This window comes from Oceanobacillus sp. FSL K6-2867, from assembly GCF_037963145.1.
Lineage (GTDB): Bacteria > Bacillota > Bacilli > Bacillales > Amphibacillaceae > Oceanobacillus.
In genome coordinates, this window is sequence record NZ_CP150144.1 from 3,886,969 (window position 1) to 3,903,880 (window position 16,912).

The 16,912-nt window shown below is 38.0% G+C and carries 11 protein-coding genes; all 11 read left to right on the forward strand.

What is annotated here, in order from left to right; translation table 11 throughout:
* Positions 1–16 precede the first annotated feature (16 nt).
* The 11 genes from NSQ77_RS18800 to spoIIGA all read left to right on the forward strand — a co-directional run bounded on the left by NSQ77_RS18800 (position 17) and on the right by spoIIGA (position 16,908).
* Positions 17–2,263, forward strand: a complete 2,247-nt coding sequence (locus NSQ77_RS18800; protein ID WP_339227602.1) for a penicillin-binding protein — start codon at positions 17–19, stop codon at positions 2,261–2,263.
* A gap of 100 nt (positions 2,264–2,363) precedes the next feature.
* Positions 2,364–4,298 (forward strand): stage V sporulation protein D, encoded by a 1,935-nt coding sequence (locus tag NSQ77_RS18805; RefSeq protein WP_339227603.1) that lies wholly within the window; start codon positions 2,364–2,366, stop codon positions 4,296–4,298.
* A 154-nt stretch (positions 4,299–4,452) separates the two neighbouring features.
* The gene (locus NSQ77_RS18810; RefSeq protein ID WP_339227604.1) at positions 4,453–5,928 is read left to right on the forward strand and encodes a UDP-N-acetylmuramoyl-L-alanyl-D-glutamate--2,6-diaminopimelate ligase; all 1,476 of its coding nucleotides are present in this window, start codon (positions 4,453–4,455) and stop codon (positions 5,926–5,928) included.
* The gene (gene murF / locus NSQ77_RS18815; protein WP_339227605.1) at positions 5,928–7,298 is read left to right on the forward strand and encodes a UDP-N-acetylmuramoyl-tripeptide--D-alanyl-D-alanine ligase; all 1,371 of its coding nucleotides are present in this window, start codon (positions 5,928–5,930) and stop codon (positions 7,296–7,298) included. The genes NSQ77_RS18810 and murF overlap by 1 nt, the downstream gene beginning before the upstream one ends.
* A gap of 93 nt (positions 7,299–7,391) precedes the next feature.
* A complete protein-coding gene (gene mraY / locus NSQ77_RS18820; protein WP_339227606.1) occupies positions 7,392–8,375 on the forward strand; it encodes a phospho-N-acetylmuramoyl-pentapeptide-transferase in 984 nt (327 codons plus the stop codon).
* Positions 8,372–9,721, forward strand: coding sequence for a UDP-N-acetylmuramoyl-L-alanine--D-glutamate ligase (gene murD, locus NSQ77_RS18825; RefSeq protein WP_339227607.1), 1,350 nt, complete (start codon positions 8,372–8,374; stop codon positions 9,719–9,721). Before mraY ends, murD begins: the two co-directional genes overlap by 4 nt.
* Positions 9,722–9,859: 138 nt before the next feature.
* Positions 9,860–10,972, forward strand: a complete 1,113-nt coding sequence (spoVE, locus tag NSQ77_RS18830) for a stage V sporulation protein E (protein WP_339227608.1) — start codon at positions 9,860–9,862, stop codon at positions 10,970–10,972.
* A gap of 205 nt (positions 10,973–11,177) precedes the next feature.
* Positions 11,178–11,990: an FtsQ-type POTRA domain-containing protein gene (locus tag NSQ77_RS18835; RefSeq protein WP_339227609.1), complete on the forward strand. Its 813-nt coding sequence runs from the start codon at positions 11,178–11,180 to the stop codon at positions 11,988–11,990.
* Between the two features lie 403 nt (positions 11,991–12,393).
* Positions 12,394–13,677 carry a cell division protein FtsA gene (gene ftsA, locus NSQ77_RS18840; RefSeq protein WP_339227610.1) on the forward strand — a complete coding sequence of 428 codons (1,284 nt, stop codon included), beginning with the start codon at positions 12,394–12,396 and terminating at the stop codon, positions 13,675–13,677.
* A gap of 176 nt (positions 13,678–13,853) precedes the next feature.
* Positions 13,854–15,005, forward strand: a complete 1,152-nt coding sequence (gene ftsZ / locus NSQ77_RS18845) for a cell division protein FtsZ (protein WP_339227611.1) — start codon at positions 13,854–13,856, stop codon at positions 15,003–15,005.
* A 982-nt stretch (positions 15,006–15,987) separates the two neighbouring features.
* Entirely contained in the window at positions 15,988–16,908 is a 921-nt protein-coding gene (gene spoIIGA, locus NSQ77_RS18850) for a sigma-E processing peptidase SpoIIGA (RefSeq protein WP_339227612.1), read from the forward strand.
* Positions 16,909–16,912 lie beyond the last annotated feature (4 nt).

Below are 16,912 nucleotides of genomic sequence, written 5' to 3' on the forward strand. Positions count from 1 at the left end.
GCAAGGGGCTTGACATATGAATAAAAACAAGACAACGCATTTGATGGCAGGAGTATTCATCATTATCTTTGTCGCTGTTTTCTTGGTCCTAACTGGAAGGTTTATGTATATCCAGGCAACAGGCGAAATAAACGGTGTCTCATTGGAGGAATGGGCAGAACAGAAGCGGACCTCTTCATTTACGCTAAGTGCGGAAAGAGGGAAAATTTACGATAACAATGGAATGGTTCTTGCGTACGATAGACCGACTTATAAGATGTATGCAATTATTGATGATACCTATTCTGAAAAATCAGAGGCGCCGCTGCATGTAGAAGATCCACAAAAAACTGCAGAAATATTGGCGCCTCTTTTAGATGTTGAGGTAAGTGATATATTAGAGCCTTTAAAAAGAGGTATCGAGAATAATAGATTCCAAGTAGAATTTGGCAAAATCGGCAAAGAGATTCCCCAAAAGAAAAAGGATGAGATTGAAGAACTAAATATACCTGGTATTCAATTTGAAGAGGAAGCCTTAAGGTACTATCCCAATGGCATGTTCGCCTCTCATATCATTGGCTTTGCTCGGGAAACCGAGGTTGAAACGGATGAAGGAATCAGGAATGAAATTGTCGGGATAGCTGGTATGGAAAACGAAATGAATGATCTTCTAAGCGGAAAACAGGGTTATATTTCTTATCAGCGGGATAGATATAACAAAAAACTATTGGATCCAAAAGAAATCATTCACCTGCCTGAAGATGGGGACGATGTATATTTAACAATCGACCAAAAAATCCAAACTCTAATGGAAGAGGCATTATCTCAAGTTGATGAGAAGTATAATCCTAAGAAAATGACTGCTATAGTTATGGATCCGAAAACTGGAAAGGTATTAGCGATGAGCAGTCGTCCAAGCTATGATCCTAACAATCCATCAAATGTGGAGAACTGGTATAATGATGTAATTTCAACCCCATTTGAACCTGGCTCTACGGTTAAAATGTTTACGTGGGCAGCCGCGATTGAAGAAGGGGTTTATAATGGTTCAGAAGAATTTAAATCAGGAAGCTATCAGCCAAATGAAAAGATTACAAAGATTAATGATCATAACGGTGGTAAAGGCTGGGGATCAATTTCTTATAATGAAGGCTTCCAGCGGTCTTCCAATGTTGCAGCTGCAAAGCTTGCATGGGAAAAATTAGGTGCAGATACATTCTTAGAGTACTTGCATGCCTTTGGTTTTGGAGAAGATACAGGTATCGATTTGCCGGGAGAGGTAAGTGGACAGATTTTGTACAATTGGCCATTGGAAAAAATTACAACTGCTTTTGGTCAAGGAAGTACAACAACACCAATTCAGCAAATGAAAGCAGCAACAGCAATTGCAAACGGCGGAAAGATGCTCCAACCTTATGTCATCGATAAAATTGTCGACTCATCAACTGGTGAAACAATCGAACAGAAAGAATCAACAGTTGTCGGTGAGCCAATATCAGAAGATACCGCACAGCAAGTGCTAAAATTACTAGAATCGGTAGTTAATGGAGAAAATGGTACAGGAAAACCATATCAGTTGGCAGATTATAAGGTTGGCGGAAAAAGTGGTACAGCTGAAATACCAAATCCGGATGGACCTGGCTATTTAACAGGAAGAGAGAATTATGTATTTTCATTCCTTGGAATGGCACCAATTGAAGACCCCCAGCTAATGATGTATGTTTCTGTACAGCAGCCTGAGCTGGAACCGACAGAAACGGGATCTGCTCCGGTGTCCTTCGTTTTTAATAATGTAATGGAAAATAGTTTGCATTATCTAAATATCGACCCAAGTAACGATAAGGAAGGCACTGTCCAACAACTAACCGTGCCAAAAATAGTTGGGGAGAGCACATCAGAAACAGTTGCAGAATTGAAAGAACAAGGCCTGGAGGTTTCTCTGGTAGGGGATGGAAAGTCGATTGATTCGGCAAGTGCAGCTGAGGGTGAAACGGTCTTTCCAAATGAGCGTGTTATTCTGGTTACAGATGAACCTGTAATGCCTGATATAATCGGCTGGTCTTTAAGAGATGTAATGAAATTAGCAGAGCTGATGCAATTAAAAACAGAGACATTTGGCAGTGGTTATGTAGTAACGCAGAATATACCGGAGGGAACTCCGCTTAAAGAGAATGATTATTTGGGGATTGAATTATTACCTCCAAATGAAGAAGCAGATGAAGAAACAAATAACAATGAAGAGCAGACAGAAGCGACGGGTGAGTCATCGGCTGAAGAAGAGTAGATTCAGTCTTTAATAATAGTTATGAAGATAAACAGTGTTCTATTCAGTTTTTTTTACTCATATAGTGATTACAAACCAGCCTGAGAAAAGGGGATGGAGAATGAAACGTGTATCCACTATTACAGTAAAAAAGCGAATCGTCACTGTTTTTCTTTTGGGGCTTCTTTTATTGGCGATCATTATTGTTCGACTTGGGTATGTTCAATTTGTAATGGGTGAACAACTAACTGGACAAGCTCATGACCTTTGGACGCGGGATATTAGTTTTCAGGCAGAACGTGGCTATATATTGGATGAAGAAGGAGAAATTTTAGCTGAGAATGTTACTGCTCCGTCTGTAATCGCGATTCCAAGACAAATAGAGGACCCTGAGGGTGCTGCTGGTAAGCTGGCAAAAATATTGGAGATGTCTGAAGTCAAGGTGTTAGAGAATCTAACGAAAAATGAATCGAGTGTGAGCTTCCGACCACAAGGAATTAAGATTTCGGAAGAACAAGAAACAGCAATACGAGAATTAAATATGAAAGGAATTTATCTGGCGAAAGATTCCAAACGTCATTACCCGTATGGGGATGACTTATCGCATGTTCTCGGTTTTACCGGAATTGATAATCAAGGGCTGATGGGGCTTGAGTTATCCTATGAGGATAAGCTCGCAGGGAAGCCTGGAAGTCTTTCGTTCTATTCAGATGCAAAAGGGCAAAGGCTGGATGCTCTTGCAGATGTTTATACACCTCCCACAGATGGATTAAATTTAAAAACAACCATTAACTCCAAAGTACAGGCTATAATGGAGCGGGAATTAGACGCAGCTGTTTTAAAATACAATCCAGATGGAGCGTTGGCAATTGCTGTTAACCCGAAAACAGGTGGTGTTCTCGGTATGACAACACGGCCAAATTTCCATCCGGAAAATTATCAAGATGTGGATGCATCGATTTTTGGCAGGAATTTGCCTATTTGGAGCACATATGAACCTGGTTCAACCTTTAAAATAATTACACTTGCAGCCGCATTAGAAGAGAAAGTGGTTGACCTTGAAAAAGACACTTATCATGATACTGGACATATTACTGTGGGCGGCGCAAAAATTCGTTGCTGGAAAAGCGGAGGGCATGGGCACCAAACATATCTGGAAGTTGTCCAAAATTCGTGTAACCCAGGATTTGTTAATCTTGGCCAACTCCTTGGAACAGAAAAGCTGTTTTCGTATATTGATGCATTTGGATTCGGAAAGAAAACAGGAATAGATTTACAAGGTGAAGGCAATGGAATTCTTTTTAATCCCGAAAATGTTGGCCCAGTCGAGTTAGCCACCACTTCATTCGGACAAGGGGTATCCGTAACACCGATACAGCAGGTAATGGCAGTTGCAGCTGCGATTAATGGCGGCTATTTATATGAACCTTATATTGCGAAAGAATGGCTGGATCCGATAACAGGGGAAACTGTTGAAAAAATAGAGCCGAATATGAAACAGCGTGTAATCTCAAGTGGTACTTCCGATGAGGTACGCCATGCGCTTGAAAGTGTGGTTGCCCAAGGTACAGGAAGACCTGCATATGTGGATGGATACCGAGTTGGCGGGAAAACTGGAACGGCGCAGAAGGTTGGTCCAAATGGCGGCTATTTAGAAAATAATTATATTGTTTCATTCATTGGTTTTGCTCCTGCAGATGATCCGGAAATTGTCGTCTATGTTGCAGTGGATAATCCGAAAAACACCATACAATTTGGTGGTGTGGTTGCAGCACCGATTGTCGGAACAATCATTGGAGATAGTTTAAGAGCAATGGGTGTTGCACCAAGGGACGACGGTTTGGAAAAAGAATATGTATGGCCAGAGGAACCCAAAGTTGAAGTTCCAGATATGATTGGTCAAACGAAACAGGAGCTGGCAGAGTATTTGCTTGATTTGACAATTGAAACAAATGGAGAGGGCGATTATATTACAGACCAGTCTCCAAAACCAGGAACGAAGTTAGAGCCTGGCTCAACAGTCAGAATTTATTTATCTGATGAAAAACATCGTTAATTGGAAGGAAATTTGCTATAATAAGGGAAGTAAAAATAAGTGAATGCTGCAGAAAAAGAAACAATTTAATAAAAGAGGGTGGGAGTGCACCCTCTTAAAAAATGCAGTTGTGTAGAATACATATGTTGGATATAAAATAGATAGGGTGTTTGTTATGAATTTAAATGAATTACTACATGTGTTACCTTTTTATAAAACATCAATGCCGATTGATAAAATAGAAGTTAATGCTATTGAAATGGATTCACGGAAAGTAAAATCAGGAAATGTTTTTGTTTGCATTTCCGGTTATACGGTTGATGGACATGATTTTATTGACGATGCGGTAAAGCAGGGAGCCGTTGCAATCATTGCCGAAAAACAAGTTGAGGCCCCTGTTCCAGTTATTATGGTAGACGATACAAATCGAGCGTTATCTGTACTTGCGGGCAAGTTTTTCGATTACCCAACATCCAAACTGCCACTAATTGGTGTAACTGGTACGAATGGGAAAACTACGGTTACGTATTTATTGGATGAGATTTTCAAACAACAGACAAAGAAAACAGGTGTTATTGGAACGATTCAGCTGAAAATCGGTGAAGAAATATATCCGATCTCGAATACAACTCCCGATTCTCTCAGCCTGCAGCGAACATTCCATAAGATGCTTGATGAAGGTGTAGATCAGGCTATTATGGAAGTTTCTTCACATGCACTGGATATGGGAAGAGTACACGGATGTGATTATGATATTGCCATCTTCACGAATTTATCTCAAGATCATTTAGATTACCATTCAGATTTACAAGACTATCTCCGAGCTAAAAGCCTTTTGTTTGCGCAACTTGGAAATAGCTATGATGAAATGAATCGAAAATTTGCTATTTTAAATGCCGACGATGAGGCAAGCAATCTATTGAAACGAAGTACTGCACAGCATGTAATGACCTATGGATGCCATCATGAGGCAACTGTAATGGCCAAAGATATTCACCTTGACGCTGCAGGAACGTCCTTTACGTTAACATCGCCTTTAGGGGATATCGAAATCTCAAGCCGGTTAATTGGTATGTTTAATGTGTATAACATGCTCGCTGCAAGTACAGCAGCAATTGCTGCAAATGTATCATTAACAATGATTAAAACAGCGCTTGAGCAAATTGAAGGTGTAAATGGCCGGTTTGAACCAGTTGCAGAAGGTCAAAACTATGCTGTTATTGTTGATTATGCACATACACCCGATTCTTTAGAGAACGTATTGCAGACTGCAAGAGAATTTGCGAAAAATAAGGTTTATGTTGTCGTTGGCTGTGGTGGGGACCGCGATCGTACGAAACGTCCATTAATGGCATCGATAGCGGTGCAATATGCTGACCATGCAATTTTTACGTCTGATAATCCTAGAACAGAGGATCCACAGTTGATTTTAAATGATATGACAGATGTGTTAGATGAAAGTAGTAGCTATGAAGTAATCGTTGACCGCAAAGCCGCGATCTCACAAGCTATCAAGCAGGCTGCTTCAGATGATATTATTCTAATTGCTGGAAAAGGGCATGAAACATATCAGATTATTGGACATACGAAATATGATTTTGATGATCGGGAAGTAGCAAGAAATGCGATTCGCAATAAGGAGAAATATTGATGCTATTTACTACTAATTGGCTAGCAAAACAATTCCCTTCCTATCAAGGGAGGGGACAGGAAAATATAACAATAAAGCAAGTAACGACCGATAGCAGAACTAAGGGTGAAGGTCTATTATTTGTACCGCTTGTTGGAGAGAACTTTGATGGGCATGACTTTGTAAAGCAAGCGATAGAAAATGGAGCATGTGCTATCATTTGGGATGAAAGCAAGTATCTACCAGATAGCATCCCGAATAACCTTCCTATCTATTTTGTAAAAGATACCCTGAAAGCACTTCAGGATTTATCATCTGCTCATAGAACTGAGGTTGATCCTATTGTAATTGGAATAACCGGCTCTAATGGCAAAACAACAACAAAGGATTTGGCTTCTGCTGTCGTTAAAACAACTTATCGTACGCATGCTACAAAGGGGAATTTCAATAATCATATTGGATTGCCACTGACAATTTTATCAATGGATCGAAATACCGAAGCTTTAATAGTAGAAATGGGTATGAGTAACTTCGAAGAGATTGATTTATTGACACGTATTGCCAGACCAGACATTGCAATAATTACGAATATCGGTGAGTCACATATTGAATTCCTAGGATCGCGTGAGGGGATTGCCAAGGCAAAACTTGAAATTGTAAATGGCTTGGATAAAGATGGCATCCTGATTATTGATGGCGACGAACCATTACTACGCGAAAAAAACATTGAGCAGAAAAAAATTACATGTGGCTTCAGTGAAGAAAATGATTATAACATTTCAGAGGTAAAGATACATACAACGGAAACAGAATTTGTGTTTTCGGATGGAATCTCTTATCACATCCCACTGTTTGGCAAGCACCATGCAAAAAATGCATCATTTGCATTAGCTTTAGGAAAGTTTCTAAACATTCCTACTGAAAAAAGCAAGCAAGCTTTACAAAATCTGAAGCTTACAGGAATGCGGTTTGAACTAGTTAAAGGGAAAAATAATGTGTCTATTATAAATGATGCTTATAATGCATCGGCTACTTCCATGAAGGCAGCGATTGAAGTGGTAAAACAAATGAGCGGGTTCCAAGAGAAAGTATTAGTGCTTGGTGATATTCTAGAATTAGGTGATCATGCAAGGGAATTCCATGAGTCGGTTGCCGAAGTCATTGAAGAGCCTATTACGGTACTTTTTACATATGGAGATCATGCAAAATGGATTCAAGCAGCGGTTCAAGCGAAGGATCAAAAGATAGTATGCAAACATTTTGCCTCTAAGGAAGAGTTAGTTCATGAGCTTGATCCATATTTAACAAAAAATTCGTTATTATTGTTTAAAGCATCTCGAGGATTAAAATTTGAAGAAATGATCGAAGCTATTAGTACAAATGAAAATTAGATTGCAGTAAAGCAATAGATAAATTTATTAAAATAAACAAACGTATTGATTCATCCAATCTATTTGGACGGTTATGTATGAGGAGGAAAGAAAGTGAATTTAACTGTTTTATTAATCACATTAGCGATTGCATTTCTCATTACCGTTCTTTTATCTCCAATATTTATTCCATTTTTAAGAAGATTAAAGTTTGGGCAAAGCATTAGAGAAGAAGGACCAAAATCACATTTGAAAAAAACTGGTACACCTACAATGGGTGGTATCATGATTATATTTAGTGTAATTATTACATCGATTATAATGGCTTCAAGAGTAAGTGAATCTGGCATCGGCTATGAATTATGGCTGCTGGTATTTGTTATCTTTGGGTATGGTTTACTTGGATTTCTTGATGATTTCATTAAAGTAGCAATGAAACGGAACCTTGGGTTAACTTCACTTCAAAAGCTGTTTGGTCAAATCGTTATTGCACTTGTATTTTACTTTATTTTACGTAATCAAGGGTTCTCAACTGCAGTACAAATACCTGGAACGGATATACAATGGGAGCTTGGTTGGGGATATGCACTGTTAATTATATTTATGCTTGTCGGGGCATCCAACGCTGTAAACTTAACAGATGGTCTAGATGGACTATTAGCAGGTACAGCCGCAATTGCATTTGGAGCATTTGCTATACTTGCTTGGTACGGCACCGGACAAAATGAAGCAGCTGTTTTTGCGTTGGCTGTCGTTGGAGCATTACTCGGATTTCTAGTATTTAATGCACACCCAGCAAAGGTGTTCATGGGAGATACAGGGTCACTCGCACTTGGAGGAGCTATTGCAGCTATTTCAATTCTATTGAAAATGGAAATTCTGTTAGTAATTATTGGTGGTGTCTTTGTAATTGAAACACTCTCCGTAATTATTCAGGTGATTTCCTTTAAGACAACAGGAAAGCGTGTATTTAAAATGAGTCCATTACATCACCATTATGAATTGCTTGGTTGGTCAGAATGGCGAGTTGTAACGACATTTTGGTTAGTAGGACTTTTATTTGCCGCGCTTGGCATTTACATTGAGGTGGGCTTATGAGAAAACTGAAAGACTTTCCATATTCTAACGTAGTTGTTTTAGGTCTTGCACGAAGCGGGACAGCAGCAGCACAAATCTTGCTAGCAAACAATAGGACAATTCGCGTTAATGATAAACAAGCAACAGAGCAGGATGACGTTGTTATACAATTAAAAGAGATGGGTGCTGAAGTTATTATTGGCTCCCATCCTATTTCCGTTTTAGATGGTATGGACATTGTTGTTAAAAATCCTGGTATTTCCTACGATAATCCGATTGTTGCGGAAGCGATGAAGCGTAATATTCCTATTATTACGGAAATTGAATTGGCCTATCATTTATTTGATGGACCAATCATCGGAGTGACGGGCTCAAATGGAAAAACTACAACGACTACATTAGTTACGGATATGCTCAAGAAAAGCGACCAACCAGTTAGAGTAGCTGGAAATATTGGTATTGTAGCTACAGAAGCTGTGCAATCGATGGAAAATAATGAAAGACTTGTGCTTGAACTATCATCATTTCAATTGCAAGGTACTGAAAAATTCAGACCGACAACAGCAATTTTATTAAATATATTTGAAGCACATTTGGATTACCATAAAACGTTAACCAATTATAAACAGGCGAAATTTAATATCTTTAGAAACCAGACTGAAAACGACTACCTGATTTATAATGCAGAGGATAAGGCCATTACAGAGGAAGTAAAGGATGCCCGTGCAAAGCTCGTTCCTTTTTCAGTTCAGCAAAAACTGGAAACAGGTGCCTGGATTGATGACAAGTATGTTTATTTCAGGAATGAAAAAATAATTGAGTTGAATAAAATCGTATTAGTCGGAGAGCATAATCTACAAAATATTTTAGCTGCAATCGCTGCTGCAAAGTTAAACGGTGCGACTAACGAAGGTATTTACCAGGTGTTAACAACCTTTTCAGGTGTAGAGCATCGTTTACAATTTGTTGAAAATGTTAATGGAAGACTTTTTTACAATGATTCAAAAGCAACAAATATACTGGCAACTCAAAAAGCATTAGATTCATTTAAGCAATCAACAATTCTTTTAGCAGGCGGACTTGACCGCGGGAATGCATTTACCGATCTGCAGCCACATCTGAAGCATGTTCGAGCAATGGTCGTCTTCGGTCAAACTGCAAGCAAGCTAAAAGAGCTGGCAGATGATGCTGGGATAGATACTGTAATTGAATCTCAGAATGTTGAAGAAGCAGTAAACGCTGCATATTCGATTTCAATGGAAAATGAAGTTATTCTTTTGTCCCCGGCATGTGCAAGCTGGGATCAATATCGAACGTTTGAAGAAAGAGGAGACATGTTTGTACAAGCCGTGCATAAGCTAATGTAGGGGCAAATACAAATATGGTTCAGCTGGTCAGAAGCTGAACAAAAAGAAGTTATCTATAATTAGTATTTTCATTTTCGAAAAACAATATAGTGCAAATTGCAAATGCCCCTAGTCCAATACTGGAAAAGGGGTGTTTTTTTGTTAAACAAACTATTAAAGGAGCAAAGAAAGCCAGATCTTCCTTTGCTTTTTATTATCGTTATTTTGTTAGTAGTAGGCATTATCATGGTATACAGTTCATCTTACGTGTGGTCTGATTACAAATTTGATGATTCCTTTTATTACTTAAAAAGACAACTGCTGTTTGCTGGAGCAGGAGTAGTGGCAATGTTTTTCTTTATGGTTATTCCTTATTATACTTGGAAAAAATACGCGAATATTATTCTTTTAATCTGCTTTTTATTGTTACTGCTAGTATTAATCCCTGGGATCGGTTTAGTGCGTGGGGGAGCGCAGAGTTGGATTGGGGTTGGAGCATTTAGTATTCAACCATCTGAATTTATGAAACTGGGCTTAATTATTTTTCTTGCTGCAATTCTATCGGCAAATCAAAAGTATATAGCTTCATTTAAAAAAGGCTTTTTCCCATGTGTTTTACTTGTTTTTAGTGCTTTTGGCCTTATTATGCTGCAGCCAGATCTTGGCACTGGAATGGTCCTTGTTCTTACCTGTATGATTATGATTTTTGCTGCTGGGGCCAGGTTATCTCATTTTTTTGGTCTTGCTGCTATTGGGATGCTCGGTTTTATAGGCTTGATTGCATCCGCGCCATATCGGATCAGTCGAATTACGGCATTTCTCAATCCATGGGAAGATCCACTTGGAGATGGTTTTCAAATTATTCAATCTCTCTATGCAATTGGTCCAGGCGGATTAATGGGATTAGGTTTAGGGAATAGCTTGCAAAAGTATTTTTATCTACCTGAGCCGCAAACTGATTTTATATTTGCTATATTAGGTGAGGAGCTCGGCTTTATTGGGGGAACTGTAATTATCATCATGTTTTTCCTGCTTTTGTGGAGAGGAATTAAAATTTCCCTTGAAGCACCAGATCTTTTTGGACGTTTTTTAGCATTAGGAATTGCAGGGATGCTTGCAATACAAGCGATGATTAATATAAGTGTTGTAATTGGTCTGATTCCTGTTACTGGAATTACATTACCTTTTTTAAGCTATGGAGGTTCATCACTAACATTGACACTATGCTCTGTAGGCATTTTGTTAAATATTAGTATATATTCTAAGATTTAAAGTATTAAAGTAAATAGCTCATAAGCCCCTAACTTGGAAAAAATTCACAGCTTTATAACTGGAAAAACTTGATAAAGTATGATAAGTACACTACATCTTCCACCGTGTTTTATGATATAATTCAATTAACAGATAAAAACGGCTTTAAGATTTGCCGTTTTATTCTTTTGCTAACGTAAATACATGTAAAAAGGAAGAAATGGAGATGAGCAAAAAAAATATTGTTTCAATCGAGGATCGCATTCCAAAATTGAAACAAGCACGTAAGAAAAAAGCGAATCGACGTCTTATATTTTATCTTTCAATCTTTTTCTTCTTGATATCTATAATTGTATATTTACAATCACCATTGAGTCATATAAAAACGATTGACGTTAATGGAAACAGGTATGTGACAGATGAAGAGATTATTGAAAACAGCAATTTAACGACTGATACAAATATATGGACAATTAACCGTTCAGAAATAGAACAATTAATAAAAAAGAACCCAATTTTAGAGTCTGTTAAAGTAAGCAGAAAACTACCATGGACAATTGATATCCAAGTAAAAGAACAAAAAATCATTGGATACATCCGTAACGATACATCATATAAGCCTGTAATGGGAAATGGTAAAGTTCTAAATGTTACGAATAACACGTTTAATGGTGAGGCTCCGCTAATTTATGGGTTTGATGATGATAAATATCTACATAGAATGGCTGAGGAGCTAAAGAAACTGCCTGGCAGCATTATGAATGTTATCTCGGAAATCCATTGGGTTCCTTCAGAAGATAATAAAAATACAGTACTTTTGTATATGACTGATGGCTACCTTGTAAAGGGAACGATTCGTGATTTTGCAAAAAAAATGGAAGTTTATCCATCAATTGTTGCACAGCTTGACCCAGAAGAAAAAGGGATTATTCATATTGGAGTTGGAATCTATTTTGAGTCTTTTAATCAAGAAGAGGACGAGAATATGACAGAAATAGAAGGAATTCCAGACAATGAGGAATCAACAGAATCCGAATAAATAAATGTTGTGGTAGGAAAGTCATATAAATAGCTATGGTTACGAAAGATATAAAAGAAATTCATAAAAGGTTGTTCAAAAAACTGGTGAAATTGACTTACCGACTTTCGCTGAGAAAGAAAACGTAGCTGCATTGCTATAAAGCTTTACGGTGGTTAAGAAAACCTCAGTAGCTTTGCGATAGTCGGCCATGGTCTTTTTCAGCATCGTTTGAACACATTTTTAGAGGAATTTAGTTTTTTTAAAGCGTGAAGAAGGGATATTGCCATCTTATGTGGAATAACCTATATATGTTTTATTTTTTTACTGATTTCCTATAAAATAGTAGATTACAATAGATAAAAAGTAAGTTCATAGAAACTCCAGTAATACTGGATGTTTCTGATTCTGGAGGTGCCATTCGTTGAATAATAGTGAAATATTAGTAAGTCTTGATATAGGTACAACAACGATTAAAGTTATTATTGGAGAAGTATTGAACGATTCATTGAACATTATTGGGGTCGGGACCGCTAAATCTCTTGGTATGAAAAAAGGTGCAATTGTTGATATTGATCAAACGGTACATTCAATTCGAAACGCGGTTGAGCAGGCTGAGCGTATGGTAGGGATGCAGATTGAAAGTGTTGTCGTCGGTATAAACGGAAGTCATGTTCAATTACAGCCTTGTCATGGTGTTGTCGCGGTTCAAAGTGAAAATCGCGAAATTGGTGATGAGGATGTTACAAGAGTCATTGATGGAGCACAAGTAATCTCAATACCACCTGAACGGGAAATTATTGATGTCATTCCAAAGCAGTTTATTGTGGATGGTTTGGATGAGATTACTGATCCGCGTGGTATGATTGGTGTTCGCTTGGAAATGGAAGGTACTATTATTACATGTTCAAAAACAGTACTGCATAACATTTTAAAATGTGTAGAACGTGCTAACTTGCAAGTATCCGATATATGCCTCCAGCCTCTTGCAGCCGGAACCATTGCTCTTTCAAAAGATGAGAAAAATATGGGTGTTGCACTAATTGATGTTGGTGGTGGATGTACTACCGTATCGGTATTTGGAAACGACCATCTCATTTCAACAAGTGTTATTAGTTTAGGTGGAGATAATATAACAAAAGATTTGTCTATTGGGCTAAGAACTTCCACAGAAGAAGCTGAAGATATTAAGCTAAATTATGGACATGCTTTTTACGATCATGCTTCTGAGGAAGAAGCGTTTGAAGTTTCCATTATTGGAAGCAACACGAAAGAAACCTATAATCAGCTGCAAATTTCTGATATGATTGAGGCAAGACTGGAAGAAATTTATGCTTATGTAGAAAGAGAAATTAGAAAAATGGGTTACGGAGAGCTTCCAGGCGGGTATGTGTTGACAGGTGGAACGAGTTCGATGCCAGGTAGTCTTGAGCTTGCAGGGGACTTATTCCGTTCGAACGTTCGCGTAGCTATCCCGGATTACATAGGTGTAAGAGAAGCACAATACACAGCAGGAATTGGAATTTTGCAGTTTGCTTATCATAACGCGAAGATACAAGGTAAGGATTTATACCCATCTGTAGTTGAAGATACAATTGAACCAAAACCAAAAAGAGCACAAAAACAGCCAAAGGTCAAAAAAGAAACGAAAGAAAATAAGAAAAAAGACTCTGGTTTTGCTAATTTGTTTAAGTATTTCTTTGATTAAGAATAACTGATGTGAATTCAAAAACTTTTTGGCAGGTAAGAAAGTATAAACCTTTATTATTTGCATAAATCAACTAAGGCATTCGCCTATAGCGCATGCCAAACTTTTCAAAAAAAGATCACATTGAAATTAGCTTCTGGAATTCTTGTAATTTTGCACATTAGGAGGAAAGAAATATGTTAGAGTTTGATACAAATATGGAGGAATTAGCGACAATTAAAGTCATCGGTGTAGGTGGCGGTGGAAATAATGCTGTAAACCGAATGATCGAGCATGGGGTGGAAGGTGTAGAATTCATTGCGGTAAATACCGATTCACAGGCTTTGAATTTGTCTAAAGCAGAAACGAAAATACAAATAGGCGGAAAACTGACACGTGGTCTTGGTGCTGGTGCTAATCCAGAAGTTGGAAAGAAAGCTGCTGAAGAGAGTAAAGAACAGCTTGAAGAAGTACTACAAGGAGCAGATATGATTTTCGTAACTGCTGGTATGGGTGGTGGTACTGGTACTGGTGCTGCTCCTGTTATTGCCCAGGTTGCAAAAGATCTTGGAGCATTAACGGTAGGTGTTGTAACACGTCCATTCTCCTTTGAAGGAAGAAGACGATCTACCCAAGCAATTTCAGGAATTGATACACTTAAAGGAAGTGTTGATACATTAATCGTTATTCCAAATGATCGCCTGCTTGAAATTGTAGACAAAAATACTCCAATGCTTGAAGCATTCCGTGAAGCAGATAATGTATTACGACAAGGTGTACAAGGTATTTCTGATTTAATTGCGAAGCCAGGTCTCATTAATGTTGACTTTGCCGATGTCAAAACTATTATGTTTGATAAAGGTTCTGCATTAATGGGAATCGGTATTGCAACTGGGGAGACTCGTGCTACTGAAGCAGCTAAAAAGGCAATTTCCTCACCACTGCTTGAGACTTCCATTGATGGTGCACATGGTATTCTAATGAATATTACTGGTGGTACGAATCTGAGCCTTTATGAAGTACAGGAAGCTGCAGATTTAGTTACATCGGCAGCAGACAAAGAAGTGAACGTAATTTTTGGCTCTGTTATTAATGAGAATTTAAATGATGAAATTGTTGTTACAGTAATTGCAACAGGTTTTGATGAAACTGTTCAACCAAAAGCAGAAGTAAAGCAAAAACAGCATCGTCCTATGGCAAGTCATAGTCAGCATGCTGCAACGAGGGAAGAACCTGTTCAAAGAGAGCAGCGCGAACAGCGTGAGCCACAGCAGCAGCCTCGAGTAAGACAAGAAGAAGACGAACTCGATATTCCTACATTCTTAAGAAATCGAAACCGTAATCGATAAAAGTCAACTCATATTAAGACATAATAGAGCAGATGAGGATTATTCATCTGCTCTATTTTCAATTCAATAACAATAACCCCCTTTTTATCTCTCAGCAAAACTTCCACCAAAACAATCCTTAACACTACCCTTAAGACATGATAAGCATATTCTGTATTCTATAATTTATATAAACTTCGAACTAACTGCCAAGGTTTGAGTAAGCCCCGCCGTCCGGGATCGCTTCGGGCGGATGCTTTCCGTGGGCACGGCTTCAGCCTCTACGGAAGAAAACCACTTGCTGTGAGTCTTCAGATACGTGCTGTTCCCACAGGACAAGGAATGCTTCGTCAGCATTTACATCCTATTTTCGAGGAGTCACCGCCCTCCGCTCACCCGGACTGGTTAGAATACAGTACTGTTTCTATTTTTAAAATCATGTTATTTATAGTGAACCAATACTAGCGCAGGAAATATACGTAGACTCCTGCGGGAGGAGTCTCACCACCCCCCTAAGGTGCGCGAAATGTATTTCCGGAGCGGGTATACGCTTAATCCATAATTGACACTGGTTCGGAGTTTCTTTTAAATGTGATGAAACTTCTAAATTAGTGTTTGTTTACGTTAGCGAAGCAGATCATAAAGCGTAAATACGTGGAGGCTTTGTATTTATTTAGGAAGATTACATAATTCCAGTTATATTGGTTTAAAGTTATTTTTATGCATGTTGATTTTAGAAGTATTTGACATAAAACGCAAAAATCGATAGACAGACAATCCGTATGAATATACGTTAGCTTTAAAAGAGACAAATTATCCCCGACAAACTTACAGACAAATAGTGAAAATTAGCTTTTATACGCACACAAGAAGTGACAGACTTTGCTTCATGACTCTACTATACTCGTTAGTAATTCCTCAAACTTTAGGATGTTCCATTGTCTATGAAAATACCTTTGAAAATATATACTCCGAAATGATTTGCCAGGAAGGAAGAGAGAAATTGACCATATATCTTGATGCCGTCTGGTTATTGAACTTTTTTCTCGATTTAATGCTGCTCATGCTTACAAAAGCTTTAGCAAGGGATGCAGCGGGAAAAATACGAATCGTTTTTGGGGCATTTATAGCTTCATTAATTGTACCAATTACGCTATTTTTTCCAGATTCCTTCATAAATGGAGTACTGGGCAAGTTAATTTATTCATTATTTATTATCCTATGTACCTTCGGATACACAGGTATTTATCGCATGATGAAATTATTATTATTATTTTACTTTACATCATTTGCAATTGGAGGTGGATTGACAGGAATATACTTTCTGCTTGCAAACCCTGTAACGTTTACAGGAAATGGAATTTTAACATTTAATAAGGGGTATGGCGATCCAGTTAGCTGGCTGTTTATCTTAATCGGATTTCCAATTGTTTGGTATTTTACAAAGCAACGTATGGACGAGCATGCAAGTGAAAAAATTCGTTACGACCAGTTATGTGAAGTAACCATTAAAATGAATGACCACTCATTTGTGACAAGAGGATTTATTGACAGTGGCAATCAACTAATTGATCCACTAACGAAACGAGCGGTCGTTATATGTGATGAAATATTTCTTAAACAGTGGTTTTCAGAAGGTGAATGGAAGCAATTAGAGGAGGTGCATCATTACTTGGCACTGGAACAGATCCCAGAAAAGTGGCAGAACAAAATTCAGATGATTCCGTATCAGGGTGTTGAGGGTAAAAGTGGTTTTCTTTTAGGAATTCGACCTGATCATATCGAAATCCAGTATGAGAGTCAAAAGCTTATAACAAGCAATTTACTAATTGGCATACAGTTTGGGGTTTTAGTCAGGGATCAAAGCTATCATTGTCTATTGCATCCGCAAATCATTAAATTAGCTACTATACAAACAGCATAAGGGA

What these genes read in the sequence shown, in the direction of transcription:
- NSQ77_RS18800 (WP_339227602.1), top strand. Translation starts at nt 17, where the DNA reads ATGAATAAAAACAAGACAACGCATTTGATGGCAGGAGTATTCATCATT.
- NSQ77_RS18805 (WP_339227603.1), top strand. Translation starts at nt 2,364, where the DNA reads ATGAAACGTGTATCCACTATTACAGTAAAAAAGCGAATCGTCACTGTT.
- NSQ77_RS18810 (WP_339227604.1), top strand. Translation starts at nt 4,453, where the DNA reads ATGAATTTAAATGAATTACTACATGTGTTACCTTTTTATAAAACATCA.
- murF (WP_339227605.1), top strand. Translation starts at nt 5,928, where the DNA reads ATGCTATTTACTACTAATTGGCTAGCAAAACAATTCCCTTCCTATCAA.
- murD (WP_339227607.1), top strand. Translation starts at nt 8,372, where the DNA reads ATGAGAAAACTGAAAGACTTTCCATATTCTAACGTAGTTGTTTTAGGT.
- NSQ77_RS18835 (WP_339227609.1), top strand. Translation starts at nt 11,178, where the DNA reads ATGAGCAAAAAAAATATTGTTTCAATCGAGGATCGCATTCCAAAATTG.
- ftsZ (WP_339227611.1), top strand. Translation starts at nt 13,854, where the DNA reads ATGTTAGAGTTTGATACAAATATGGAGGAATTAGCGACAATTAAAGTC.